General features: G+C 56.7%; 24 protein-coding genes. 17 read left to right on the top strand and 7 right to left on the bottom strand.

Annotation, left to right across the window (positions count from 1 at the left end; translation table 11 throughout):
• Nucleotides 1-338: 338 nt before the first annotated feature.
• From LAO21_04320 to LAO21_04310, 3 genes are all read right to left on the bottom strand, one after another.
• Nucleotides 339-3,701, bottom strand: coding sequence for a PDZ domain-containing protein (locus LAO21_04320; protein MBZ5551924.1), 3,363 nt, complete (start codon nt 3,699-3,701; stop codon nt 339-341).
• Between the two features lie 230 nt (nt 3,702-3,931).
• Nucleotides 3,932-4,579: a hypothetical protein gene (locus LAO21_04315; GenBank protein ID MBZ5551923.1), complete on the bottom strand. Its 648-nt coding sequence runs from the start codon at nt 4,577-4,579 to the stop codon at nt 3,932-3,934.
• Nucleotides 4,580-4,633: 54 nt separating this feature from the next.
• A complete protein-coding gene (locus LAO21_04310; protein MBZ5551922.1) occupies nt 4,634-5,341 on the bottom strand; it encodes a hypothetical protein in 708 nt (235 codons plus the stop codon).
• 531 nt (nt 5,342-5,872) lie between these two features.
• On the opposite strand from LAO21_04310, the gene LAO21_04305 reads away from it, so the two are divergent.
• From LAO21_04305 to LAO21_04260, 10 genes are all read left to right on the top strand, one after another.
• Nucleotides 5,873-6,565 (top strand): lipid-binding SYLF domain-containing protein, encoded by a 693-nt coding sequence (locus tag LAO21_04305; protein ID MBZ5551921.1) that lies wholly within the window; start codon nt 5,873-5,875, stop codon nt 6,563-6,565.
• A 617-nt stretch (nt 6,566-7,182) separates the two neighbouring features.
• Nucleotides 7,183-8,196 (top strand): radical SAM protein, encoded by a 1,014-nt coding sequence (locus LAO21_04300; protein ID MBZ5551920.1) that lies wholly within the window; start codon nt 7,183-7,185, stop codon nt 8,194-8,196.
• Between the two features lie 156 nt (nt 8,197-8,352).
• Nucleotides 8,353-9,315 carry a 4-hydroxyproline epimerase gene (locus tag LAO21_04295; protein ID MBZ5551919.1) on the top strand — a complete coding sequence of 321 codons (963 nt, stop codon included), beginning with the start codon at nt 8,353-8,355 and terminating at the stop codon, nt 9,313-9,315.
• On the top strand, nt 9,312-10,442 hold the full coding sequence (locus LAO21_04290) for an FAD-binding oxidoreductase (GenBank protein ID MBZ5551918.1): 1,131 nt from the start codon (nt 9,312-9,314) through the stop codon (nt 10,440-10,442). Before LAO21_04295 ends, LAO21_04290 begins: the two co-directional genes overlap by 4 nt.
• Nucleotides 10,435-10,683: a (2Fe-2S)-binding protein gene (locus LAO21_04285; protein MBZ5551917.1), complete on the top strand. Its 249-nt coding sequence runs from the start codon at nt 10,435-10,437 to the stop codon at nt 10,681-10,683. The genes LAO21_04290 and LAO21_04285 overlap by 8 nt, the downstream gene beginning before the upstream one ends.
• A complete protein-coding gene (locus LAO21_04280) occupies nt 10,676-11,980 on the top strand; it encodes an NAD(P)/FAD-dependent oxidoreductase (protein ID MBZ5551916.1) in 1,305 nt (434 codons plus the stop codon). Before LAO21_04285 ends, LAO21_04280 begins: the two co-directional genes overlap by 8 nt.
• Entirely contained in the window at nt 11,977-12,876 is a 900-nt protein-coding gene (locus LAO21_04275) for a dihydrodipicolinate synthase family protein (GenBank protein ID MBZ5551915.1), read from the top strand. The genes LAO21_04280 and LAO21_04275 overlap by 4 nt, the downstream gene beginning before the upstream one ends.
• 14 nt (nt 12,877-12,890) lie before the next feature.
• Nucleotides 12,891-14,486 (top strand): aldehyde dehydrogenase (NADP(+)), encoded by a 1,596-nt coding sequence (locus tag LAO21_04270; protein ID MBZ5551914.1) that lies wholly within the window; start codon nt 12,891-12,893, stop codon nt 14,484-14,486.
• A 358-nt stretch (nt 14,487-14,844) separates the two neighbouring features.
• The gene (locus LAO21_04265) at nt 14,845-15,165 is read left to right on the top strand and encodes a hypothetical protein (GenBank protein MBZ5551913.1); all 321 of its coding nucleotides are present in this window, start codon (nt 14,845-14,847) and stop codon (nt 15,163-15,165) included.
• An 835-nt stretch (nt 15,166-16,000) separates the two neighbouring features.
• Entirely contained in the window at nt 16,001-17,248 is a 1,248-nt protein-coding gene (locus tag LAO21_04260; protein MBZ5551912.1) for a thioredoxin domain-containing protein, read from the top strand.
• Between the two features lie 486 nt (nt 17,249-17,734).
• Here LAO21_04260 and LAO21_04255 read toward each other — a convergent pair whose 3' ends face one another.
• Nucleotides 17,735-18,100 (bottom strand): cupredoxin domain-containing protein, encoded by a 366-nt coding sequence (locus LAO21_04255; protein ID MBZ5551911.1) that lies wholly within the window; start codon nt 18,098-18,100, stop codon nt 17,735-17,737.
• Complete coding sequence (locus tag LAO21_04250) at nt 18,097-19,098, bottom strand: metallophosphoesterase (GenBank protein ID MBZ5551910.1); 1,002 nt, start codon at nt 19,096-19,098, stop codon at nt 18,097-18,099. The genes LAO21_04255 and LAO21_04250 overlap by 4 nt, the downstream gene beginning before the upstream one ends.
• A 171-nt stretch (nt 19,099-19,269) precedes the next feature.
• Between LAO21_04250 and LAO21_04245 the strand changes: the two genes are divergently transcribed.
• Both LAO21_04245 and LAO21_04240 read left to right on the top strand, forming a co-directional pair.
• Nucleotides 19,270-19,791 (top strand): sigma-70 family RNA polymerase sigma factor, encoded by a 522-nt coding sequence (locus LAO21_04245; protein ID MBZ5551909.1) that lies wholly within the window; start codon nt 19,270-19,272, stop codon nt 19,789-19,791.
• A gap of 1 nt (nt 19,792) precedes the next feature.
• Nucleotides 19,793-20,566, top strand: coding sequence for an anti-sigma factor (locus tag LAO21_04240; GenBank protein MBZ5551908.1), 774 nt, complete (start codon nt 19,793-19,795; stop codon nt 20,564-20,566).
• 5 nt (nt 20,567-20,571) lie between these two features.
• Here LAO21_04240 and LAO21_04235 read toward each other — a convergent pair whose 3' ends face one another.
• On the bottom strand, nt 20,572-20,817 hold the full coding sequence (locus LAO21_04235; protein MBZ5551907.1) for a hypothetical protein: 246 nt from the start codon (nt 20,815-20,817) through the stop codon (nt 20,572-20,574).
• 57 nt (nt 20,818-20,874) lie between these two features.
• The gene (locus tag LAO21_04230) at nt 20,875-21,168 is read right to left on the bottom strand and encodes a hypothetical protein (protein MBZ5551906.1); all 294 of its coding nucleotides are present in this window, start codon (nt 21,166-21,168) and stop codon (nt 20,875-20,877) included.
• A gap of 207 nt (nt 21,169-21,375) precedes the next feature.
• Here LAO21_04230 and LAO21_04225 point away from each other — a divergent pair, with 207 nt between their 5' ends.
• From LAO21_04225 to LAO21_04205, 5 genes are all read left to right on the top strand, one after another.
• Nucleotides 21,376-23,091: a succinate dehydrogenase/fumarate reductase flavoprotein subunit gene (locus tag LAO21_04225; protein ID MBZ5551905.1), complete on the top strand. Its 1,716-nt coding sequence runs from the start codon at nt 21,376-21,378 to the stop codon at nt 23,089-23,091.
• A gap of 244 nt (nt 23,092-23,335) precedes the next feature.
• A complete protein-coding gene (locus tag LAO21_04220) occupies nt 23,336-23,773 on the top strand; it encodes a hypothetical protein (GenBank protein ID MBZ5551904.1) in 438 nt (145 codons plus the stop codon).
• Between the two features lie 8 nt (nt 23,774-23,781).
• Nucleotides 23,782-24,165: a hypothetical protein gene (locus LAO21_04215; protein MBZ5551903.1), complete on the top strand. Its 384-nt coding sequence runs from the start codon at nt 23,782-23,784 to the stop codon at nt 24,163-24,165.
• Between the two features lie 2 nt (nt 24,166-24,167).
• A complete protein-coding gene (locus LAO21_04210; GenBank protein ID MBZ5551902.1) occupies nt 24,168-25,001 on the top strand; it encodes a succinate dehydrogenase iron-sulfur subunit in 834 nt (277 codons plus the stop codon).
• 319 nt (nt 25,002-25,320) lie between these two features.
• Entirely contained in the window at nt 25,321-26,550 is a 1,230-nt protein-coding gene (locus tag LAO21_04205; GenBank protein MBZ5551901.1) for an LssY C-terminal domain-containing protein, read from the top strand.
• Nucleotides 26,551-26,908 lie beyond the last annotated feature (358 nt).

The following is a 26,908-nucleotide window of genomic DNA, read 5'->3' as shown; positions in this document are numbered from 1 at the left end:
TCCAATCACCCGTCCCGCTTTGTTATAATCCGTCATGGCCAATCTCCTCTCTCTGGGCTTTTAAGCCCGGGTTGATTTTTTTCCTTGGAGACCATTGTACCGGTACTCCGCGGAGATTGGCCTTCTCATCCTATCTACATTCTGGTGGCCCTCCGGGCCTGAGCGGAGCTTCAGGTGGGGCTACATTCGGGCAGCCCTCCGGGCCTAACCATTCTCTCATTCAATTCCTGAGCCTGCCCTCGCTCCTCCGCCAGATGCGAGGGACCAAGCATCCTGCAACGCCGGATCTTCGACGGGTGGGGCCACACTCGGGCAGCCCTCCGGGCCTAACCTGTCCTCTACTTCACCCCCAGCCCGTCGGTCTTGTGGTAGTTGGGGTATTCCGGCTTCTTATACTGGGGCAGGGGATTCTTCTTGAGCAGATCCATCACAACCTCGACGGCCTTTTCGAGTTGGAGATCGTGTCCGGCGCGGACGGCGGCGGGATCGAGATCCACGTCGTAGTCCGGCGCGATCCCATGATTCTCGACTTCCCAGTCCCCGTTGAGGCCGTAGAGGGCGAAGCGCGGGGCGGTCACGAACCCACCATCGATCAGTTCAGGATAACCCCCGATTCCGACCAGGCCGCCCCACGTCTTCTTCCCGATCAGCGGCCCGATCCCCGCTTTGCGGAAATACCATGGAAGGGCATCGCCCCCGGAGCCGGCCATTTCGTTGATGATCATCACCTTGGGCCCATAGATGGCTTCGGACGGGCTGGACCAATCCGCGCCCTCGCGCGTGGCCACCTTGCTCATCAGCGGCCGGCGCAGATAGTCGACGATGTAGTCGGCGAGTTGGCCACCTTCATTGAAGCGCTCATCAATGATGGCAGCCTCCTTCCCAACCTGTGCGAAATAGTACCGGTTGAAATTACTGTAGCCCGCGCCAGCCGTGTTGGGCAAATGGAGGTAGGCCACCCGGCCGCCGGTCATCTGATCCACCTTGCGGCGGTTCCCTTCGATCCACGCGTAGCGGCGCAGGTTCTCCTCGCTCTCAACCGGTACCACCGTGACGTTACGGGAATCCTTGCCGTCGGGGTTTGACCCGACCTTCAAAACGACCTGCTTCCCTGCGGTCTCCTCAAAGAAGCTGTACAAGTTGTCGGAGGCGTGCAGTTCGCGGCCATCTGCGGCCAGGAGGTAATCGCCTGCTTTCACGTTCACCCCGGGCTGAGTAAGCGGGGCCTGCAATCCCGGGTTCCAGTTCTCGCCGTCAAAGACCCTGGCCACACGGTAGCGGCCGTTCTCGATGGTGTAGTCGGCGCCGAGGAGTCCGCCTTTCAGCCTCTTGGGCTCGGGGTGTTCCCCGCCTCCGACGAACATATGGCCCACCGTCATCTCGCCAAGCGCCTCTTGAAACAGGTAGGTCAGCTCGCTGCGAGACGACACATTATCAAGGTACGGCTCGTACTTCTTTTTCACCTTATCCAGGTCGAGACCGTGGTGGTGCGGATCGTAGAAGAAATCGCGTTCGATGCGCCATACCTCGTTGTAAATCTGCTTCCACATGGCTTTAGGCTCGACGTACACCTCCATGGAGTCGAGTTTGAGAGGCCCGATGCCCGGCTTCGGTGGGCCTCCCGGCGCGGGGGGGTCCTCCGTTGCCGCCGTGGCCCACTGCTCACCCTTACGATAGAGCAGCTTCTCGCCGTTGAACGAGACCGTGAAGTCATTGACTTCGTCGACGAACTTGTCCACTTTTCGTTTGCTGAGATCGAACTTCTGAATGGTTTGCTGCAGGTCGGGGCCGTCCCCGCGGGAAATGACCATGGGGGCTTCCGAGAGGAACAGAATCCCGCTTTTCCCCGGAATCATGTTCACATAGTTGCGGGCCGGGATTGGCAGGGCGAGGATGCGCTGGCTGATACCTTCGAAATCGATTTTGACGACGACAGGCTCTTCCTTCTCTTTGTCCTTGTCTTTATCCTTATCGGCGTCCGCCGGTTTGCCTTGATCCTTGGCTTTACTCTTGTCTTTGGACTGATCCTTCTCTTTGTCCTTTTCGCCTTTTTTCTCATCCTTGATCTTTTCTTCGTCGCTTTCAGGGGCCAGCGGCGAGACCAGATCCTTGCGCAGCACAACCACATAAGCACTGCGTGTGATGGGATGGTCGTTACTGGACATATCAAAGCCCACCGTCGAGAGCCCCAGGTCGGTGCTCGCGGCAAAGTACAGGTACTTCCCGTTCACATCGAAACAGGGAAAGAGCGCGTCGCTCATGCCGTCGGTGATCGGGTACGCCTTGCGTTGCTCGAGGGAATAGACGGACACGGCGTGGTAGTGGCTGGGCAGCTGGTTTGTGTAAGCGATCCAATTTGAATCGGGAGACCAGCTCTGGTTGAACTGCGCGCCTTCATAAAGGTCGGTGTCCACCTTGACCGGAGTTCCCTTCTCAACCTCCACGTACCACAGGTTGAGGCGTTTGTCGAAATAGGCGATCTTCTTGCTGTCAGGAGACCACACCGGAGAATAAAAGAACGAGGGCGGACTGCCCAGGTTGATTTTCCGGACTTCACCGAGTCCACTCTGATCGTGGATCTCCAATCCGTATTCGCCGGAGGCGTCTGAAAAGTAGGCGATCCATTTCCCATCCGGCGACCAGGCAGGATCGCGCTCGGCAACGGCGGGGGTGCGTGTCAAATTCCGAATATCGCCCTTATCGGTAGGCACGGTGAAGATTTCGCCCCAGGCCTCGATCACCGCCCGGGCTCCGGTGGGTGAAAGGTTGAAGTTGCGGATGCGCTTGGGTTCAACCTTTACAAAATGAGGCGGCACTTCGGCCAGGTCTGCGGCCAAGGACACCCTCACGGCCTTCGTCTGGTGAGTATCCAGATCATAGAGATGCAGCGAGCCAAATTGTTCGTAGACAATGGCGCCGGGACCTGCCGATGCCGACTTGATGTCCAGTCCATCGTTTTTGATCGCCTCGGTGACTTGCCGGGTGTTGGTGTCGTAAGCGAACAGACTCACCGGACCTTGGCGGTCGGAGAGAAAGTAGACGGTGTTGCCGATCCACATCGGTGTGGAGTCATTGGAATTGTCGCGCGGGACCCGCTCGATGTTGGAATCCGCCAGGTTGGCGATCCAGATGGGGGTGGTCTGTCCGCCGCGATATCGTTTCCATGCCTCCTGCCATTGCGGATGGGGCACGTAAGCCAGGTGTGTGCCGTCGGGCGAAAAGGAGGCCTGCTCTCCCATGGGCAGAGGGAGTTCGGTCGGGAGTCCGCCTTCCGGCGGGATCGTGAAGAGCTTATCGGCAAAGTGGTAGTAGCTGGAACGCGTGGATCGAAAGAGGATCTTCTTTCCATCGGGTGTCCACCCCAACACGACATCCGGCTCGGGATGATATGTGAGTCGACGCGGTACCCCGCCGTCCACCGGCACCACATAGACATCCAGGTTGCCGGCATACTCACCGGTAAAGGCAATCTGGGTCCCATCCGGTGAAAACGCAGGATTGGTCTCGACGCCGACCCCGGTCGTCAGTCGTCGCGCGTTGCCCCCTTCACGCCCGACAATCCATAAGTCGCCGGCGTAGTTGAATGCGATCTGGGTTTTGCTCAAGGCGGGTTTGCGCAGCAACAGCGGCTTGTCGTCCTGGGCCACGCTGGCTTCGACTGAAGCCAGCAGGCAGACAAATAGAATTAAAGCTCTTCGCATTCTAAAGCTCCTTTCGATGGGTAATCGCACAATTTTAGCAGTAGGGGCGTCCGCCTCGGCGGACGCCCCTACGTTGAATCATGCACAATTTTGTAACTTGTTCAAAGACGCTTGTATTGGTTGCCCCCAAGCGCGATCGATCCAAGGAACGACTCGTTTTCATTTTCCGTTATGGGGACAAAGTCATTTCCAGCATGAGCTGAAAATGCCCCTGCAATCTCGCCGTTGGTTCAAGATGCGCCGGTGCAATGGACCCGCGCGACCGATGCTGATGCCAGCAGTTCCATGAGGCGCTGTTCCACCATGGCCGGATCCACCACGCCCGCGGGGAGATAGGCGACCAGCCATGCGCGGCGGGTCTCGGCGGTCACTTTCACGCGCTGCCCCCCGGTAATCGGCGCGTCGCATGGACCCTGGGCATCCGCGAGCAGCGGCTTCCCTTCCAGGCTGAAGGGGCCGCGCAGCGATTCGTAACTTTCCCCCGCCTTTCCCGCTCGAAATGTAAATGGAGGCGAAAGCGTTTCCTCTGCCATCACGCAACAGGGAACCGCGAGACTGGCCGAAAGACAGTTGTTTAAGTCCACCAGGGGAAGAATGGTCGGCATTTCCTCTCCTTTGAGCAGCCTGCGCAGCAAGGCCTCGGAAGAGGGCCGGTACCGGGTGGGGTCACATCCGGCTGCACGGAAGAGTTTGCGAAGACCGGCAGCGGTCGGGTGTTCGGAGAGCGTCTCCAGCCGCATCTCTTGTCTCACGCGGTCCGCGACCTCATGCGTCAGAGTCAGCATTGAATCTGTGTGGCCGGATTCGAGCTCCAGCAGCGCCCAGAAAAGCTTCCAGCCATCCAGCTCAAAACGGACATCAAAAGGGAGTGCCTGCATTCGATTAGAACCTGGATTTCATTCCGGCCACCAAATCTTTCATCTGAAGCTGCTTCACGGCATTCGAAAGAGAACCTGCCCTTTCTTATCATAGAGCACAAACGAAGCTGCAGAGTACCGGTTCACCTCACCCGGCCCGGGGGGCTGGGAATTCCCCAGTGTGGCCATGAGGTTACTCTGATCGATCAGATCGATGCTGGCATCCCCTTGACGGGCCGAGAGCACAATCCCATCCGTCAGGTCGGGGCGGCGCAGAACAAGGGCTGATCCCGAAGCATCCTCTCCCAGGGAAGTGCTTGTCTTTTCGCCCGGGCCGAAGAAGCTCACCCCCACCCCCTTCTTGTCATCAAGAAACAGGGCTCTCTTGCGTCCGTTCGCACCGTTGATGGCGAGGAAGGTCCCGTGCGCATTGTCGGTGCCCAGCATGGTCCGGACTTTCTCGTTGGCATCCAGCAGGCTCAGGAGGGTGTCAGAATGGGTGGTACCCAGATTGACCCGCTGCTTGCCGCTTGCATCCACTATTACGAAATTGGCCCCCCCTTGTTCATTCGAATTGAGGAGCGCGCGGGTTTTTCCTTCAGAGTCGGTCAGGATGAATTTCTGAGCTTCAATCACATGGTTGGTCTCTGCCTGACCCATGAGCAGCACAGCACCCACGAGGAGAGCCAGGGCACAAACCAAACGCCTTAGATTTCGATTCTGTACTTCGACTCGAGTGAGTCGCGCGACGACCATTTCAAGAGTTGGCAATTCAGGGGTCATGGTAGTCTCCTCCTGGGATGAATCCGGATTGAAACGAGGTGAGCTTTTCGGATTTCAGAAGAAAGTTCCCTTCCACGTCCTTCGTCTCCAAAGTCGGGCACCTTGGTTTCTGACTAAATTTTTCTTGATGACCAGTACTAAGGATAGCATCAAGCAGTAAATCTTCAATGGCTTTGACTAAAAAACAAAAGGACAGCCACGTGGAACCGGGGTTGGAAGAAGATATTACATGTTCTCCAAAAGATACTGCGTTCAGTGAAGGAGGGGAATCGCGAAGCTGCTCGTGACCTTGGCCGCCCCTTGAGCAGGATCAGCCATTCCTCAGACAACACGAATAAGAATGACTTGAAAACTCATCACGCGGGCTCTACAATTGATCTCAGTTGATCAGTTCGCAGAGACTTATTTTACTTGGCCAGGTGGCATGAACAGCCGATCTTCGCTCGTTCACGGCGCCCGACCGCGTACCGGACATAGTCGAAACCGGACGCCTAACCGTGGAAGACCCGATTCCCCAATGAGGAGAGAATCATGAAACGAGTGCTGTCCGTATTGGTTTTGGTTTCCCTGATGTACCTCCCCGTCTACGCTCAGAAAAAAGAGAACGAGCGGATCGAGAATGCCGGCACCGTGATGACCGAAATTCTCAATGTGCCTGATAACGTCCCGCCGCAACTCATCGAGAAGGCCGCTTGCGTTATCGTGCTTCCTTCAGTGCTCAAGATTGCCATTGGTATTGGGGGCAGCTATGGCCGGGGAGTGATGACATGCCGCACCGGGAAGGATTTCAACGCGGCCTGGGGTGCGCCCACGATGATCGCCCTGGAAGGCGGAAGTATCGGGTTGCAGTTGGGTGGCCAGGCAACGGACTTTGTCCTGCTGGTGATGAATGATCGGGGCGCCCGCTCGATCCTCAGCAGCAAAGTGAAGCTGGGCGCCGACGCGGCCGCGTCTGCGGGTCCAAAAGGCCGTGATCTCTCTGCCGCCACAGACGCCAGCCTGCGCGCCGAAGTGCTGACCTATTCGAGGTCGCGGGGTGCGTTCGCAGGAATCTCGCTCGAAGGCTCCACCCTGCGCCCGGACAACGATGCCAATAAGGCGGTCTACGGGAAAGAAGTCAGTGCCAAGGACATCGTCCTCAATGGCGCTGTGCCTGCTCCCGCCTCCGCCAAGGAATTGCTCGAAACCCTGAATAAGAAGGCACCCAAACGTGCTACGAAGTAAAAACGAAGGGTGATTCGGGTGTCGGGTGCCGCGGGCATGCGCTCCTTGCATGCCTGCGATCGAGGACGAATGAATTCGTCACTACCTCGGGTGCCGCGGGCTTGCGCTCCTTGCATGCCTGCGATTGAGGACGAATAAATTCGTCACTACCTCGGGTGCCGCAGGCATGCGCTCCTTGCATGCCTGCGATTGAGGACGAATAAATTCGTCACTACCTCGGGTGCCGCCGGCATGCGCTCTCTACATGCCTGCGATTGAGGACGAATAAATTCGTCGCTACCTCGGGTGCCGCGGGCATGCGCTCTCTGCATGCCTGCGATTGAGGACGAATAAATTCGTCACTACCTCGGGTGCCGCGGGCATGCGCTCCTTGCATGCCTGCGATTGAGGACGAATAAATTCGTCACTACCTCGGGTGCCGCGGGCATGCGCTCTCTGCATACCTGCGGCACCCGGGAAGGTCGTTTCAGCGCGGCCCCATCAAATCCTTCCGTTGGCGTCCGGTTTGTGAAGATTCTCACGTGTATTATTGACGGCCTTTTATCTCTCTGCTAGTATCAATTCCTCGCCCGTCGTGATTTGACGTTCCTTCCGCCGGGGTAGCAAGACCTATCATTATGCGTAAGCGCTCATTCTCCGAATCTCTGCAAATCATCGCCCGTGGCTCTGTCAACTGGTTCGCCGAACGTCCCATCGTGGTCTCTTTTGAGGTCACCGACTCCTGCACCTGTTTCTGCAAGCACTGCGACCACGGCGGCGACCGGGACACTTCCAGAAACATGAAACCGGCCGATTACCACCATTATATGAATGTGTTGCGGCCGAGTGTGGTTCAGATTTCGGGCGGCGAACCGCTGATGCGCGATGACATTGTCGAGATCGCCCGCAACATCAAAGGCGATTCGGTATTGCCTTACCTTATCCTGGTTTCAAACTGGTCGCTGATGACGAAGGCCCGTTACCTGGCGTTGCGTGAAGCGGGGGTCAATCAGTTCTCCGTCAGCCTCGATTTTCCGGACGAACGCCACGACGACTTCCGCGGCTGTCCCGGCCTGTTCCAGCACATGAGCCGGATCATTCCCGAGCTGGCTGCCCTGGGCCATGATGACATTGTCCTGAACAACTGCATTACAAGCGAAAATGTCTCAGAGATCAATAAAGCCGCCGATAAGGCGCGGGAATGGGGCGTCAACATCAGTTACAGCGCCTATACTTCGCGACGGACCGGTTGCAGGGACTACTTTCTCAACTCGCCGGAGCAGTTGGCCGTCCTGAAGGAGCAATTCGAAGGGATCAAAGCGCGCATGGATGAATCCCACTGGGTCGCCAACTCGCAGTCCACGCTGGATTCGACGCGTCACTACTTCGAGAACGGCAAGGCCCCCGGGTGCAAGGCCGGCCTCCGCTTTCTCGTGGTCACCAGCGACGGCGCTTTACAACCCTGCTCCATGCAGTTCAAACGGTATGCACTCCACGAGCGGCCTCGCATGGTGAAGGAGTTCTCGCGTCATAATGGCTGCGACGAGTGCTACGTCTCTATCCGCTCTTACCTGGACAAAAGTTTCCCGCAGATCCTTAGAGAAAACGTCGCCGGGTTCTTCTCCTTCAAATCACGTCAGCCTTCCTGCTAGGCTTCAAAAAAAGCATTCACCGCAAAGACGCAGAGGATTTCACCTCTGGCGCCTCCTGTGCCATAATCATTGGCGGTTTATCATAAGGGAAGGGACAGACACCAGCTTTATAGGTCTCCCAAGATCAATGAGCGTAAGGTGTCTGTCCCTATCCTTATGACCACCACAAGCCTGAGGCGTGTTCAGATCGTTGATTCGCACACCGGGGGTGAACCGACCCGCGTTGTCATCAGCGGCGGGCCGGACCTGGGAGAGGGTCCGCTTGCCGAGCGGCTAAGTCGCTTTCGGCAGGAGTACGACCACTTCCGCTCCGCGATTGTGAACGAGCCCCGTGGCTCGGATGCGGTAGTCGGCGCGTTGCTGTGCGAACCCGTCGATCCTTCCTGTGCAGCCGGAGTCATCTTTTTCAACAACGTCGGTTTTCTCAGCATGTGCGGGCACGGAACGATCGGCCTGATCACAACCCTCGCCTACCTCAACAGAATCGGGCCGGGGACGCATCGCATTGAGACTCCCGTAGGAACTGTTGTGGCGCAACTTGATGAAGAAGGCAAAGTGAGTGTAGTCAATGTGCCCAGCTACCGGCTCGCGACCCGCGTGACGGTGAATGTTCCGGGGCATGGACAGGTGACCGGCGATGTGGCCTGGGGCGGCAATTGGTTTTTCCTGGTCACCGATCCCTCCATGACGCAACATCGGCTGACCCTTGAAAACCTTAAAGACCTTACGGACTTTGCCTGGAAGATTCGTCAAGCCCTTGGGCAACAGGGGATCACCGGGGCCAACAGCCAGGAGATCGATCACATTGAGCTGTTTGCCCCTTCCCAACTTAAGGGGGTGGACAGCAAGAACTTCGTGCTGTGTCCGGGAAAGGCGTATGACCGTTCACCCTGCGGAACCGGCACCAGCGCGAAGATGGCGTGTCTCTACGCCGATGGAAAGTTCAAGGAAGGTCAAGTGTGGCGGCAGGAAAGCATCGTGGGCAGCGTCTTTGAAGGCAGTGTCCAAGTCGTGAGGAATAAGGTCATTCCGACGATCAAAGGTTCGGCCTTCGTAAATGCAGAGGCCACGCTCATCCTTGATGAAGCGGACCCATTCTGCTGGGGGATCCGGCGATGACCTCAACGGCGTTTGATGTCGCGATTGTGGGCGCCGGCATCGTGGGTGCGGCTTGTGCGGCTGAGTGCGCGCAGGCCGGAATGTGTGTCGTGGTCATCGAACGTGATCTCGTCGGTGGTGGCGCCACCAGCGCCGGGATGGGTCACATCGTGGCTATGGATGATTCCGAGGCGCAGTTCGCGCTGACCCGATATTCACAAGAGCTCTGGAACGAACTCTCGTCACAACTCCCCGTCGATGTGGAATACGAACGCTGCGGCACGATTTGGGTGGCGGCGGACGATGAAGAGATGGCGGCGGTGAGACGCAAACAAGATTTCTACAAGGCCCGCGGCGTACCAGTCGAAATCCTCGATGCGAAAGCTCTTGAGGAGGCTGAGCCCAACCTGCGAAAAGGGTTGATAGGAGGATTGCTGGTCCCGGAGGATGGAGTCATTTACCCGCCCTGTGCCGCACGCTATCTCCTCGAACGCGCCAAAGACCGGGGCGCTGTGGTGCGCTTCGGCCAACCTGCCGTCGGAGTCAGCCGGGAAGGCCTCACGCTTCTCGACGGCACGCGCATTCCTACCCGAGTGACGGTCAATGCGGGGGGCGCCTTGTCGCCGCAACTCACGCCGGGAGTGGCGGTTCAGAAGCGGAAGGGCCACCTGGTGATCACCGATCGTTATCCGGGTTTCGTGCGCCATCAACTGGTCGAACTGGGGTACCTGAAGAGCGCGCATTCGCTCACGGCAGACTCGGTTGCCTTCAATATTCAGCCGCGGCAAACAGGACAAGTGCTCATCGGATCATCGCGCCAGTATGGAGTGGACGATTTGAAGGTCGAGGCCTTGATGCTCCGGAAGATGCTCCAGCGGGCCCGTGAATACATGCCGGGCCTCGCGCAGCTCTCTGCCCTTCGCGCCTGGACTGGATTTCGTCCCGCTACCCCCGACAAACTGCCTCTGATCGGACCTTGCCCCGGACAAGAATGGCTCTATCTTGCCACAGGACACGAGGGGCTCGGCATCACCACCTCCCTGGGGACAGCGAAGCTGCTGGCAGATCAACTGCTGAGCCGCTCCCCTCAGATTCCCGTTGAACCTTATTTACCGTCGCGCGCCGCGCAAGGACCAATCCATGCCTGAACCTGTCAGCCTGACAATCGATGGTGTCGAGGTCACAGTGCCGGCAGGAACCCTGGTCGCCGCAGCCATTGTTGCATCGGGCCGGACCTCGTTTCGTAGATCGGTAACGGGCGAGCCACGCGGCCCTCTTTGTGGAATGGGGATCTGCTATGAATGCCGGGTGACGGTCAACGGACAGGCGCACTCCCGAAGTTGTCAGATCCCCTGTCAAGACGGGATGGATGTGCGGACCGATGGATAAGACGCGTCACGAATGCGATGTACTTGTTGTGGGCGGAGGTCCTGCGGGTCTCGCTGCGGCATGCAGTGCCGCTCAAGCTCAAGTTCGTGTGACGATCATCGATGACAACCCAGGCCTGGGAGGACAGATCTGGCGCGAGGAACAGCGCAAACAAAGCGCGCCGGACGCAGAGGAGTGGTTTAAGAAAGTTCGAGACGCCAAGGTGGAGCGGATCAACGGCGCCAAGATCTTTGATTTCCCTGAAGCGGGTGTGCTGCGGGCCGAAGCTTCGGGGGGCGTCTATGAGTTGAGCTACCACACACTAATTCTCGCCACAGGAGCACGGGAGCGATTCTTGCCTTTTCCGGGGTGGACGCTGCCGAACGTGATGGGCGCCGGCGGATTGCAGGCGATGGTCAAGTCCGGAGTCTCCATCATCGGGAAGAAGGTCGTGGTTGCCGGCAGCGGCCCGCTGCTGCTGGCGGTTGCCGCTTATCTGCGGGAACAAGGCGCCGATCTCCGTTTGATTGCGGAACAGGCGCCACGGCGCAGGCTGGTCCCCGTTGGCCTGGCCCTTTGCAGGCATCCGCGAAAGTTGCTCCAGTTGGTCACGCTGGAAAAACAACTCCTGGGGGTACGGTATCTCACGAGTTGTTGGCCCGTTGCGGCGGAGGGAGACAAGAAGCTCCGCACCATCACGCTCCGCCAGGGCAGTAAGACCTGGAGCCTTGCCTGTGATTATCTGGCTTGCGGGTTCCATCTTGTCGCCAACACCGAACTCGCCGCCTTGTTGGACTGTGAACTTCGGGAAGGCGTAGTGCGAGTGGGGGATTTTCAGGAAACTTCGGTGGATCAGGTGTATTGTGCCGGCGAGGCAACGGGCATTGGAGGCCTGGAACTGTCCATCGTCGAAGGGCAGATCGCGGGATATGCCGCGACCCGCCAGAACGCCAAGGCTCAAGCGCTTTTTGCAGCGCGAACCAAGCTGCGTCGCCTCGCCCTCAAGATGGACCGCGCCTTTCAGTTGCGCGATGAACTGAAAAACCTGCCACGGCCGGAAACCATCGTGTGCCGCTGCGAGGATATAACCTTGGAACAACTGCAAACGCAGCCCAGTTGGAACAGTGCGAAGATGCTCACCCGCTGTGGTATGGGCCCTTGCCAGGGACGGATCTGCGGATCGGCGGTTGAGTTCCTGTTTCATTGGATTCCGAAGTCGGTTCGGCCTCCAATCTTTCCTGTCCGATTGGACAGTCTGGCGTCGACGTCCGGTGTCCCCGAAAGTCGAAAGGCGTCGTCTGTCGAGGGTGAATTATGACTCTGCAATGGAAAGGCGTGATGCCTGCTATCACGACCAACTTCAAGGAAGATCTGAGTGTGGACCACGGGTTTGTCGCCCGTCATTGTCAATGGCTGGTCGAACACGGTTGCACGGGCATGGTAACGCCCGGGTCGCTGGGCGAAGGGGCCACGCTGACCGGCAGCGAGAAAGGCGACCTCTGGCGCACCTGCGTGCGGGCCGTGGGAGATCGCGTGCCGGTCGTTGCAGCAATTTCGGCGTTGAGCACCGCTGAAGGTATGACGATGGCCCGGCTCGCTGCGGACCAGGGTTGCCGCGGATTGATGGTGTTGCCTCCTTATGTCTATCGAGGTGACTGGCGCGAAATGAAGGCTTATGTCTCCTCCATTCTCTCCGCCACCCGGCTTTCCTGCATGCTTTACAACAATCCGGTCGCGTACGGTACCGATTTCTTGCCGGAACATATTCACGAACTGGCTTCAGAGCACGGAAACCTTGACGCCGTCAAGGAATCCAGCACCGATATCCGGCGTGTGACCGCTATCCGGGCGTTGACCGGTGATCGTCTGGCCATTTTTGTGGGTGTCGATGATGCCATTGTCGAAGGCATTACCATGGGTGCGGCGGGATGGATCGCAGGCCTTGCGAACGCGTTGCCCAAGGAGTCCGTGGATCTGTTCAACCACACCATGAAAGGCGATCGCCCGAAAGCGGACCCGTTATATCACTGGTTCCTGCCTCTGCTCCGAATGGACACCGTCCCGAAGTTCGTTCAATTGATCAAGCTGGTGCAGCAGGAGGTTGGCATGGGCAATGCACGCGTGCGGCCGCCCCGTCTGGAGCTAGTGGGCGAGGAGCGGGAAGCGGTCTTGGCAGTTATTCACGAAACGCTCAACAATCGGCCCGTGATTTAAGGAGGGCGAACCTCGTGGAACTCACTGGCAGGTCGATCATCGGATTTCACCCTGGGACATTTCAAGGCAAGGTCCTGTATGGCATTAATCCAGCGACCGGTGAACAGATCCCCCCGGCCTATTATTCCGCCAGTCTGGAGGAAGTCGGCGAAGCCGTGGAGCTGGCAGCTCGAGCATTCGCGGTTTACAGCCACGCTTCAGGCCGAGAGAAAGCAGTGTTTCTCCGCATGGTTGCAGATCGTGTTGACGGCCTTAGAGAACTTCTTCTCGTGCGCACTCCCCAGGAGACCGGCTTGCCGGCGGCTCGGATTCAAACCGAGATCGGTCGCACCTGCCATCAGCTGCGGCTCTTTGCTGATCTGGTTGAAGAGGGCTCGTGGATTGATGCCCGGATCGATCGAGGCGACCCCCACCGCGAGCCTCAACGCCGGCCGGATGTCCGGTCCCTGTTTAGGCCCCTGGGTCCGGTGGCCGTGTTTGGTTCGAGCAATTTCCCTCTGGCATTTTCGGTAGCGGGCGGCGATACCGCTTCGGCGCTGGCAGCGGGGAATCCCGTCATCGTGAAGGCACACCCCGCCCATCCCGGAACCTCCGAACTGGTGGGACGGGCAGTCCAGGATGCCGTGCGCGACTGCCACCTCCCCGAAGGTGTCTTCTCGCTTCTGTACGATGCCGGATTTGAAATCGGGACAGCGCTCGTCAAACATCCGTTGGTAAGGGCTGCCGCCTTTACGGGATCGCGCTCCGGTGGCCTTGCATTGATGGGTGCGGTTTCATCCCGACCCGTTCCCATTCCGTTCTTCGCCGAAATGAGCAGCGTCAACCCTGTTTTCATTCTTCCCGGCGCGATGCGGGAAAAACGGGATCAAATCGCGGCAGGATTGAGCAGTTCGGTGACACTGGGCGCGGGCCAGTTCTGCACGAATCCAGGATTGGTAGTGATGGCGAAGGACGCGGAGGGGGATGCTTTTGTGGAAAAAATGCGGGCCCTGATGGGAAATTTCGGGGAGTTCACCATGCTCACGCCGGGCATCTCCTCCGCGTATCATGCCGCAGTGTCAGCCCGGTCGGAACGCCGTGGCGTCAAGACTGTCGTCGGGCATACGATCCGCACTGCACCTGGGGGCTGCCAGGCCGGCCCGGCTCTTTTTCTTGTCGACGCAGCATCGTACCTCTCTCATCCCGAACTGAGCGCAGAAATCTTCGGTCCCACGACACTGCTGGTTATGCATTCAAACCGGGAGCAATTGCTGGACGTAGCGCGGACGATGGAGGGACAACTCACAGCGACGCTCCATGGGACCGAGAAGGATCTCGAAGAGTTCAGGGACCTCCTGGCGATCCTGGAAACCAGGGTGGGCCGGCTGATCTTCAATGGCTTCCCCACGGGCGTCGAGGTCTCGAACGCCATGGTGCACGGGGGACCCTATCCCGCAACCTCAGATGGACGTACAACTTCCGTCGGTGCTCGAGCCATCTATCGCTTTGTAAGGCCCGTGTGCTATCAATCCTTTCCGGAGACGGCCCTGCCCGACGAACTCAAGGACAATAACCCGCTGGGGATCTCACGGATGGTCGACGGGACTTTTTCAAGGGATGCGATAAGTTGAATCCTTGAATGCGGTCACGCTGAATGAGCGGTCTTCTTCATGGTTGGTCGATGAGGTGTCCCTCCAGGAACAATTTGATTATGGCCATTCATTCACGTGTATCCTGTGAGATTTTACTGGCCTTTTAATACACACGTTAGAATTAGAGTTACATGGGGTAGTTGTGGAATCTTCGCTGTAGGGGCGTCCGCCGCGGCGGACTATGCGCCCCTACGTTGAATCGCGCACGATTTTGTACATTTTCAACGACGTTCGTATTAGTCGAGGACCGGGATTCAAAGGAGGAACCATGAAGCGTGTTTGTCATTCTCTTTCAGTTGACTCAAAATCTATCAACACATCCCCATTCCTTATCACGATGGCGGCTTGTCTGGTCCTGATTGTGGCCGCCACCCCGTTGTTTGGCGGCTCTTGTCCTGTCCCTTTGCCGCGTTTGAGTACGAATGCCACCACGGCGATGTGCACTTTCACCAATCCGGCCTATTCAGGCGCGTGCAAAGAGTCTGCCCCGATGAAGGAAGACGAGTCGGCGGAAGATGCGTGCAACCCCATCCTGCAATGCCTGAATGATGTCCGCTGCCCGAAGACCTACTGCGGGGGCACCACGATCCGGGAGGGCTGGAAGCTGGATTCAGCAAAGGAATCGGAGGGGAAGGACTCAAATCACCGGGAAAAATAAGGGGACACAAGCGGTTGCTGGAACCCCTGCGGTAGGGCGACCAGCCTGGTCGCCCTGAACGGGATCGAGCAAAGAGGTGAAACGCTGTTGACCCGAATTCCAAAGTTGAAGGCCACGATCAATGTCGGAGGAAGATTCGATTCCCATTAGTGGATGCTTCTCGAGTAACCCTTTTGGCCCTTTAGGCCCGAAGGGCTGTCAGATTGTAGCCCCACCTGAAGCTCCGTCCGCCGTAGGCGGAGAGCGAGGGTGGGGTACCGAGGTGAGAAAATGTGAGAGCCCCGCTTGCGGGGCGAAACAATGTCGTCAGGTCGAAGTACACCGAATGACATATTCGATTCCATGCACTCGGAATGAGGACGCCACTCTCACTGAAACAAGATCTTCCGAGGGCGCTCCCGCTGCCAGGAAGAACTCGACTGTTCCGATATCGTTGCGAGAATTCGACTGGTGAAATTGGGGTCCACTAATTCGTGAAACGAGTAAGGGTAACGTGGGGTAGAGAAAGCAGTGCGGAGAGGAACATGCCAGGGGATTATTGTAGGGTTGTCCGAAGAACCATTCGGTAGATTCTTTCGCCCCGCCAGCGGGGCTCGGATATCATTGGGGAGACTGGCACCCCACCCTCGCTCCGCCCCGCAAAGAACGCGGGACGGAGCTTCAGGTGGGGCTACAGTCTGACAGCCCTTCGGGCCTGATGGGGGTGTATGAAATTCAATCTTCTGATTGAACGCAGTAAGCGAGCGCGGCGGTCCGGACGAATCTAGGAACTCCTCTCCTAAGCCTCTTCGGCATTGCCAAGTTGTTCCAATCCAACATCATCAGGCAGGTCCACATGCAAGAATCCTTAACCCTGAATGGCAAGGCCTGGTCTCGAATGCTAAGCTTTCTCTTCGGATTGGGAATGATGGTTTTCTCTGTCCTGACGATCCGGCATTTCTTCCTGGCAAACTACCCGACCTCCATCTATGCCGGTTCGTTTTGTGACATCAATTCCTTCTTTAACTGCGAAAGTTCCGCATTTTCAGTCATCTCTCAAGTGCGAGGCGTCCCGCTGGGATACTTTGGTCTTCTCGTCGGGGCCCTGGTCTCCCTGGGAGCAGTATTCCCCTCGGCCGATCTGGAACGAACCAACAGGACGCTTTCGATCGCCAATTTTGCAGGTGTGGCCGGGCTGTTTCTCTTCTCGGTCCTTTATCTCAAGAGCTTGTGTCTTCTGTGTACCGGCTACTATCTTTTCTCCATCGCCAGCTTCGCCCTTTTTTGGAGATACGGAATCGACCGTGAGAGCCCAGGATGGATCTCGAGATATGTCAGCCCCTCCCTGAAGCATCTGGCGACGTTTGCCATTGTCACGCTGCTCGGCGCTTACGGGATGGTTCTTTTTCATCATGCCCGGCGGGATGCGCAATCCGGTGGTGTGGCCGCGCGGGTGGTGACTCAATACTACAATCTGGCCGTGGTGAAGTCCCCCAGCCTGATTTCACCGTACCGAACCATCCGGTCGACCGATAAGTTTGAGGACGCCCCCATCCAGATCATCGAGTACGCCGATTTTCTCTGCCCGGACTGTCTTTTTCTGACGCAGCAGATGGGGAAGCTCAAGGAGGAATTCAAGGGGAAGATCAATGTCGCCTACCAGTTCTTCCCGCTGGAGGCCCGGTGTAACCAGGTGGTCGAGAAGGACAAGCATCCGGGGGCCTGCGATCTCGCCTACCTGGCGGCCTACGACCCGGCCAAGTTTACGCAAATCCATGATGAGATCTTCGCGAATTTCGAAAAAGCCAAGGATCCGGTCTGGCGAATTGCCCTGGCGAAGAGATACCAGGTCGAAGGTGCACTTAATGACCCGAAGACGAAGGAGCTCGTCCAGCGGATTACTAATACCGGCAGCGAGTACGAAAAGACCTCAGAAAAGTACGCACACGGCATCCGCTCCACTCCTACCCTGATCATCAATAACCGGATGATCATCGGAACTCTGCCCTATGCCCAGTTGCGCGCCATCTTTCAGGCTCTCGTCGAAGAGCGGGAAAAAGCCGGAGGAAAAGGGTTCCTGGAGAATTGGGTGCCGACCAAGTGAAAAAGCCGAGTTATAGACTCTGGGCTCGCCGAGACTGCCCTTCGCAGGAAGGTGCCGGATGTAATGGACGATAGTCCACATCTCGTCGTCATTGAGTATCCCGAAGGCGCGCACCACCCAGACGCAGGCATGTACAACAAGAATTCTCGGGTCAGACCTTTCCAATTTCCAATCCAGCAAGAATTCTCGGGTCAGACCTTTCCAATTTCCAATCCCAATTCTCGGGTCAGACCTTTCCAATTTCCAATCCAGGAAAATACTGGGTGTCGCACGCATGTGTTTTTTGCATGTCTGCGAAGACTGGTCCGTCACGCGTTCCTTCTCTGTCCGAGGGAGCCCGAAAATTGCCCTGAGGGCCACGCCCACCGATTGTCTACAGGACGGCAGACGCAGGCATCCGCCTCGGTGGACATGCCTGCGGCACCCCGCCACTTTGTTCCTCTTTGAAAACAACGCCTCCTTAATTCCTTGGGGGGAAACATCTTCTTACTCCTCCACGACGATGGTCATCATCATGTTGCCGTGACCGACTCCACAAAAGTGGTCACAAATGGTTGTGAACTTGCCTGTTGCCTGGGGCGTGATGGTGACCTCTGTGGTTTTTCCGGGGACAATCTCCGTGTCGATCTTCAGGGGCCTGACAAAGAATCCGTGGGTGACATCTTCGCTGGTCAACTTCAAGGTCACGGTTTCGCCCTTTTTTAGCGTAATTTGCTTGGGTGAGAACTCGAACCGTTTCGCTGTGATGACCACCTCCCGCGGGGTGTCGGTGGCCTGGGTGCGGACTGTACCTGACAGGATCATTCCTGCCGCGACCAATAAAGACAAGGGTGACTTCAGAAAGCTTTTCATAGACTTACTCCTTTTTTTGAGAATTGTTGAATACCCGCCGTGCCGGCGAACTCACGCACGCTCAACTCGACGTCATTGATGGAAAGTGAAACCGATGATGGAACCTGGTCCTGTTTTCCCGTGATCTGCCGGATTCCCAGGTTCTTGAACGGTTGATCCTTATCGAAAGGGATCGGCTTCTTCTCCGCGCCGCTTTCAGGATCGGGAAATGCAAAAATGAGTGACCGGGCCGCATAATGAGTAGCATTGCCCAGCTTCTGACTGTTCTGACGGTGAATGTGCCCATACAGCACCGTGACATTTTCATAAGGGGCCAGCACATTCATGACTTCATCCCCATCGCTCGTGAACCATTCCCACTCCGGCTTCAAATCAAACAGCGGGCGGTGCGTGAATACCACCATGGGGGAGGACTTTGAAAAGCGTGCCACATCCTTCTTGAGCCAGGCCCGCTGCTCTTCCCCGACTTCAGGCCTGGCGCGAGAAACATTGTCGAGCGCGATGAAGTGGATGCCGCGATGATCGAAGGAATAAGAGCTCTCGCCAAAGAACTCGTGGAAGAGTTTGCCGCCATCGAGTCCGGCGTCATGTTCGCCCGGCACATGTTTGATCTTGGCCACGTTCAGCCGGCTGGAGATCTTTTGAAAGAGCCTCATCCGGTTCGCATGCTCTTCCGGATTCTCACTGTCGTGAGTCAAATCACCGGTGAAAAGAACCAGCTCCGGCTTTTCAGGCAACTGGTTGACTTTCTCAACGGCGAGTTCGAAGGCCTTCGTGCCCAGCGGGTCCGGAGGCCCGCTGAACCCGACATGGGTATCGCTCAGTTGAACAAAAGAAAAGGGGGAGACCGATTCACCATTGGCCTTCCCCAGCAATCGGGCCATCTCTTGTCCCTCTTTGTCTTTTCCCCACGTCGGAACGATCCGGTACATCGCCCCCACCCCTAAGGAGGCGCCGGCCACTTTCATAAAGGATCGTCGATTCAGTGATGATTTCATGGGTTTCTCCTTTTAACTTCAAATCCCTTTCTTGCTCTCTTCAGCGACCTAAACTCTTGGAAGTCCACGAATATTCCCATAAATCGTGTTATTCTGAAGGTGGGAATAAAATCACATCCAATCCAGTCTTAGCCTACGAAGGTGTAGGAGACGGAAAGCGAATCGCTGCCGATGGACGAGGCAAGTGCGCGGTTTGAGCAGATGTTTTTGCCGCACCTGGATGCCGCTCACAACCTCGCCCGATGGTTAACCCGCAACGGGCATGATGCGGAAGACCTCGTGCAGGAATCGTACCTACGTGCATTCCGGTTTTTTGGGGGATTCAAGGGCGGGGACAGCCGTTCCTGGCTGCTCACGATAGTGCGGAATACCTGCTATTCATGGCTGCAAAGGAACCGGAGGCAGGAATTGGAAACCGTCTTTGACGAAGAGGTGCACACCAGTGATGCTCAGGTCTTCAGCCCGGAAAAGCCGCTCCTGGCGAATGCCGATGGTCGGATGCTTCAGCAGGCGATGGAAGAATTGCCGGTGACCTTTCGAGAGATCCTGGTTTTGCGTGAGTTGGAAGGATTGTCCTACAAGGAGATTTCCGATATAGCGGGAGTTCCCATCGGGACCGTCATGTCAAGCCTGGCGCGGGCCCGCAAACGGCTCCGTCAAAACCTCCTCAAAGCGATGAAGAAGGAGTCGTGATTTGAGCTGCAAGGAAGTACAACCCCTCCTCGAGGGCTATCTTGACGGCGAACTTGACCTCGTCAGAAGTGTTGAGGTCGAGGCGCACCTTCAAGAGTGTTCGGCGTGTTCCACCGAATACCAGAAACTGCAAGAATTGCGGTCCGTGCTCGGCTCCAATTCCCTTTACTTCAAGGCACCCGGCACCCTGCATCACCGCGTTCAGGATACAATCCGTGGCAAATCGCCTTCAGGGCGCCGCGTATGGCTGTCGGGAGGGTGGTCGCCCCTGCGGTGGGCGAGTGTGGCGGCCTCTCTCGTGCTGGTTGCATTAATCACATGGAATGTGGCGCCGCACTTTTCCAGACAGTCCGCTGACGAGATCCTGACCCAGGAGATCATCGACAGCCATGTTCGTTCGCTGATGCTCAGCCATTTGACCGATGTGCCCTCCTCCGATCAGCATACGGTGAAGCCCTGGTTCAACGGAAAGGTTGATTTCTCACCCACCGTCGTCGACCTGGCAGACCACGGATTTCGCCTCATCGGAGGCCGCATCGACTACCTCGGCGGAAAACCGGTGGCTGCCCTAATCTATCAGCGACGGCAACATTTTATCAATTTGTTCATTTGGCCGTCGCCCGAGGATGCGAACGCGACCGAAACAGCCCTCTCACAAAAGGGTTACCATGTGGTCCACTGGGCGAAGTCAAAAATGACTTACTGGGCAGTCTCCGATCTCAACCCTAAAGAGTTGGGTGATTTCATTGCCGCCTTGAAGCAACAGCTACCCTGAGCCGCCTACCCGCCACCTTCAGTCTGAATTTTGAACATCCCATCGGCGGAAAATCCAAATTCCAAACTCCAAAATCCAAATTCCAGCAAGCAAATTCCAAACCCGCCACCTTCAGTCTGAATTTTGAACATCCCATCGGCGGAAAATCCAAATTCCAAACTCCAAAATCCAAATTCCAGCAAGCAAATTCCAAACCCGCCACCTTCAGTCCAAACTTTGAACATCCCATCGGCGGAAAATCCAAATTCCAAACTCCAAAATCCAAATAAGAACCAAATCCCAATAAGCAAATTCCAAACCCGCCACCTTCAGTCTGAATTTTGAACATCCCATTGGCGGAAAATCCAAATTCCAAACTCCAAAACCCAAATAAGAACCAAATCCCAATAAACAAATTCCAAACCCGCCACCTTCAGTCTGAATTTTGAACATCCCATCGGTGGAAATTCCAAAATCCAATATCCAAAGTCCAAATAAATTCCAAGGACCAAATTCAAAACACTTAAAACGAAGGAATGGGTACGACCGGCCACCATCTGTGAAGCCCTTAAGGGAACCGAAATATAAGCATTGCGAATCGGCTTCCCTTGGAGTTTGTGCATTGGAATTTGGTTTTTATTTGGACTTTGGATATTGGATTCTGGAATTTGTTTTATTGGACTCTTCCGAAAACAAAAACTTGTGATATGATATCCGGCAATTGAGGGCGCGCACTGCGTACGCAGATCGCGCATTAACGAGGAGGCTTCACTTCATACCCGCAGACCCTGAAGGACCCTCCCTCCGCTATTCCAAGGAGTCAATGGAGCATGCAACAAATAACTCATGATGTACTAATCCTGGGCACCGGGCTGGCCGGACTGCGCGCCGCCGTGGAAATCTGCATTCGAACGCAGGGCAAAGCCGACATCGGAATCGTGTCGAAGGTCCAGATCATGCGCTCGCATTCGGTGTGTGCCGAAGGGGGCACCGCTGCGATGATGCGCCCCGAGGAAGGAGACAGCCTCGAGCTGCACGCCTGGGACACGGTCAAAGGCGCCGATTTCCTGGCGGACCAGGACACGGTGGATCGGTTTGTCAGGACTTCGCCGGATGAGATCCGGCGCCTGGAGCATTGGGGGGTCCCCTGGTCACGCCGCGACGACGGGCGGATCATGCAGCGTCCGTTTGGCGGGCATTCTTTCCCGCGCGCTTGCATGGCCGCCGACAAGACCGGCTTCATGGAAATGCAGGCCCTCTATGACACCCTGGTCAAGTACAACAACTTCAAGCGCTACGACGAGTGTTTCGTCACGGCGATGCTCCTCGAGGGCGGTCGGTTTGCCGGCCTCACGCTTTTCGATGCCCCGACCGGTGAGTTCTACGTTTTGCGCGGAAAGGCGCTCCTGTTCGCTTCCGGAGGCCTGGGGAACCTCTATGGGTTCACGACCTATTCCCAAACCGTCACGGGTGACGGACAGGCCATCGCCTTCCGCGCCGGCCTGCCCCTGGAAGATCCGGAGTTTCTGCAGTTTCACCCGACCGGATTGGTGCCCTCGGGCATCCTGATGACGGAGGGGTGTCGCGGGGAAGGCGGCTACCTGCGCAACAACAAGGGTGAGCGGTTTATGGAAAAGTATGCGCCCAAGATGATGGAACTGGCGCCCCGCGATATCGTGTCGCGATCGGAGATGACGGAAATTCTCGAGGGACGCGGTTTTCCGGGACCCGAGGGGCTCGATTATATTAACCTCGATATGACCCACCTTGGCGCCGACCGCATCAACCACCGCCTCCCGCTGATCCGTGAAGTGTGTATGAAATTTCTGGGAATCGACCCCATCACTCAGCCCATCCCGATCCGGCCCGTGGCCCACTATGCCATGGGAGGGATCGAGGCCGACATCAACGGCCAGACCAAGGTGGAGAACATCTGGGCGGCCGGGGAGGTGGCGTGCCACTCCATGCACGGCGCCAACCGTCTGGGATGCAATTCCACGGCCGAATGCCTTGTGTGGGGCGGCATTACCGGAGGTGAAATATCAAAGTTCCTGACCAAAGGCACCACGCTGAGTGCGATGCCGGAGGCCAAAGTCCGGGAAGAAGAGAGCCGCGTTTTTGATGGTCTGCTCAAACAAAGTGGAACGGAGAACCCGGCCCTCATCCGCCGTGAACTTCGGACACTGATGGACAAGCACGCCGGGGTTTACCGCACCGGCGACTCCATGAAGGAAGGCCTGGACAAGATTGCCGATCTGAGGCAACGCTTTCGAAAGATTTCCATCCAGGACAAGACCCGCATCTACAACACCAACCTCATCCAGGCATTGGAAACTGAAAACATGCTCGAGTTGGCGGAGGTGCTGCTCTTCGCCGGTCAGGCACGCCAGGAATCCCGCGGGGCCCATTCCCGGACGGATTTCTCGAAGCGTGATGATGAAAAGTTCCTGGCACATTCCATGGTGTATTGCACCGGTGGTAAGCCGCGGCTGGAATACAAGCCCGTGACGATTACCAACTGGAAACCGGTGGAGAGGAAGTATTAGGGATGGGTAGTAGGTGATAGGAAATAGGTGGTAGGTAGTAGGGAATAGGTAGTAGGTAATTGATGATCGGTGGCAGGGGTGGCTTGGGGGAACGATGCAAGAGATGTGCCGTCGACTGATCGTTCGGGCTGAGTTATTGGTCCCGAGGATTGATCGCTCGTCTTGTTTCCCTATTGCCTGGAACCTGTTCCCTATCACCTAAAACCTATCCCCTATTACCTGAATTCGACTCAAGGAGGCTGGCATGGCCGAAATCAAGAGACACGACAATCGCCTCGGGGTATGGGGATGGCTCGGGGGCGGGCGCTGGGGCATTGAGCGCTACGCTTATATCCTGCATCGCCTCACCGGACTGGCCATTCTCTTATACTTTCTGATGCACGTTGTAGTGACCAGCCTGCGCGCCACCGGCCAGTACCTCTGGGTCGAAGGGGGATTCTTCCACCAGCCCATCTTCAAATTCGGGGAGTTCCTGGTTTTCGCCGCTTTTGCGTATCACGCCCTGAACGGTGTCCGCCTGGTGCTGGTGGAACTTGGATTTGCCGTAGGCAAACCTATCGAACCGATTTATCCCTACAAGACCTCATTGAACGTCCAGCGGCCCCTGCTGATCGTCATGATGATCCTGGCAGCGATTCTTCTCGCTGCGGGCGGCTCTGAATTCCTAGGATTGGGAAAGTAGGAGGAGAAATGCACGAAACAAAATATTGGACCTGGCACATGACGGCGGGAGTGGTCATCCTTTTCCTGCTCGGCCTTCACATGCTCATCATGCACGTGGGGGGTATCACTCACCTCTTTGCTCCTAATAGCGGCGAGGCCATTTCCAAAGAAAACAGCCTCTATCGTGACGGCCGGATCTTCTTTACAGTCACTTACATTCTTCTCCTCGGCGTGGCGCTCTACCATGGCCTTTACGGGCTGCGGACCATCCTGTTTGAGCTGACGCTGAAGCCCGCCGTCGAAAAGGCCATCACCTTTGTGCTTCTGGTGGTGGGGCTGGGACTGTTCGGCCTGGGCACTTGGGCGGCCATTGCAACACATGCCATCGCGATCGCGGGAGGAAGGGGATGACCATGCCGGAAAACAACAAGACCACCAGAGAGATCAATTTCCACGTCACGCGATTCAATCCTGAAACCGATCGAACCCCCTACGTGAAGTCGTACCGGATCCCGGTCCGCGAAGGGATGACGGTGCTGGACGGATTGCACTACATCAAGGAGAATGTGGATCCCACCCTGGCCTGGCGCTATTCGTGCCGCATGGGGGTCTGCGGTTCCTGTGGCATGCTTCTGAACGGCCGGCCGACGCTCGCCTGCAACACCCAGATCCTGCACATCGCCAACACGGATCTGACCGTGGGGCCCCTGCCCAACTTCGAAATCATCCGCGACCTGGTCCCCGATCTGATGACGATGTTTGATAAACACCGTTCCATAAAACCTTTTATCGTGCGCGCCGATGAAGCCGAGATCAATACCGCGGAGGGGGAGTTCTACCAGTCCCCCGAGGAGCTTGAGGCCTATCTTCAATTCGCCTACTGTATCAAGTGTGGCTGCTGCATGGCCGCCTGCCCCACCCTCGCCACCGACGCGCGGTATTTGGGACCCATGCCTCTGGCTGCGGCAGAGCGATACGACAAGGATACCCGCGATGAGGGCCGGCGCGACCGCAACGAGTTCACGGGTACCTCACACGGCGCCTTCCGCTGTCACTATGCCGGCGAGTGCTCCCGCGCGTGCCCCAAGGGAGTCGATCCCGCCAAGGCCATTCAGTATCTGAAGCGCCAGCTCGTGCTGGATTACCTTCACCTCGCACGCCGCAAAAAACCGTGCCAGAAATTGCACGGGCCGGGCCAGGGAAAGCCGCTGCCGAACATTCCGGCGGCACCGGCAAAAACCGTTTGAAAAGCAGACTGCCTCCGGGTCAGCAGGGACGATATGTCGATTCGGAAAATCCAAATACCAAATTCCAAACAAGTATTAATTGCCCAGCAAGTTCTCAAACCCCAAATAACAAATCTTAGACGGAACAGCACAAAACCGTGACAACAGGTGAAGCGGCATTTTTCCGTTAATGCCCTCACTGGATTGTCGGTCTTCTGCCTCTTGGAATTTGTTCTTTTTGGGTTTTGTTTGGATTTTGGAATTTGGATTTTGGATTTTAAGACTTGTTGGGTAAGATTATTGATCGTTAAAGTCGGAACTCCGAGTAGAGTGGATGCTTATGCTTATTCGAAGACTTCTCGCCGCTGGGTTCATTCTTGCGGTGTCTTCTACCCTGACACTGCCCATCGTTATCAAGCCTTCGTCCAAGACGGAAATGGACATTCGACTCGCCTCGAAGGTCGCCAGCAATAGCTCCAAGGCTGGAGACAGCGTCGAGGGGGTCGTTCTCGCCCCGGTCCGGATGGGAACCAAATCTGTCATCCCGCCGGGCACGAAGTTGTACGGAAAGATCAAAGAGGTCAAGTCGACCGACGGGAAAGCCGATCAACGCGCATACCTGCTCCTGGATTTCAACCAACTGGAAGTGTCGAGCGGCAAGAAGATTAAGCTGACAACTAAGGTCGTTGGCGTGGATAACGCCCGGGAGACCGTCGATGACAAGGGAGGGATTGTAGGCATTCTTGCCTCAGAAACCCTGGCTTCAAGAATGGATGAAGGCTTGGGAAAGATGGGCGGTAAATTGGCGGGACTGGCCGATATCTTGACTGCCGCAAAGGGAGCCATTATCAAGGAGCCGCAGCCGGAGATCGATTATTCACCGGGCGTAGAGATGACGCTGCAGATCCTCGACAAGCCGGATTTGAGCGGTCTGGCAGGGGCAACGGGTGGCTACAAGGACGGTTCCGGCTCCCCTGATCCTCAACTCACCAGGCTCGTCAATGCTGAGCCGTTTCAAACGATCGCGGAAAAACCGCCCAAACCCTCGGACATGACGAACCTGATGTACGTGGGATCCCAGGAGCAAGTCGAAGCAGCCTTCACAGCGGCGGGGTGGGTCGCTGCCGCCGCTTTGAATTCCCAATCGGGTCTGGAAACAGTCCGTGCGGTCGTCGAAAACCGGGGGTACAAAGAAGCCCCGATGTCCATCCTCTTGCTCGATGGAAATAAGCCCGACCTGGTCTTTCAAAAGCAAAACAACACCTTCTCCAAACGCCACCATCTCCGCATCTGGAGGCGTCCCGATACTTTTGAAGGAAAAGGGGTCTGGGTTTGTGCCGCCACCCATGATATCGCCATCGAGTTTTCACCCGAAAACAGAACTTTCATCCACAAGATCGATTCCCAAATTGACCGCGAGCGCTCCAAGGTGATGTACGATCTGCTTCTTTCCGGCAAGGCCAAGAGCTACTTCCTGGTTGATCGGCCGGCCGTTCCCAAGGAGAGCAGTAACGCCACGGGCGACAAACTCATCACCGACGGCAAGATGGCCGTGCTGGTCCTGGATTAACGGATCTACATTCCCCTTCCATGCGATTGAGCCGTGGCCCGCGCCCTCGCCTCACCCACCGCACTCACTCTTCCCATTTGTGAAAATTATCTCTTGAGCATTCCAGGCTTTAGTTCAAGAAGAGGTGTAGAATAGGACATCAAACAATGGTGACTGTCCGGGGTAGAGGGCAATTTTTCGTTGCCCGAAAGCGGCCGATGGGCTCTTCTGGGGAATAGAGTCTGCGTCGCAGAAATCCAAATCATATTTTTCGGTGGGCTTTCGTGCACCCTTTGAACGTCCCACTTATAATCTCCCCCGCCCCCTGATCACCGTTGAGAATGATTTTTGATGGCCCCTGTGCTCGTTGCCGCTGCAA

Source organism: Terriglobia bacterium (assembly GCA_020073085.1).
Classification (GTDB): Bacteria; Acidobacteriota; Terriglobia; order JAIQFV01; family JAIQFV01; genus JAIQFV01.
This window is presented reverse-complemented; position numbering and strand designations above follow the sequence as displayed.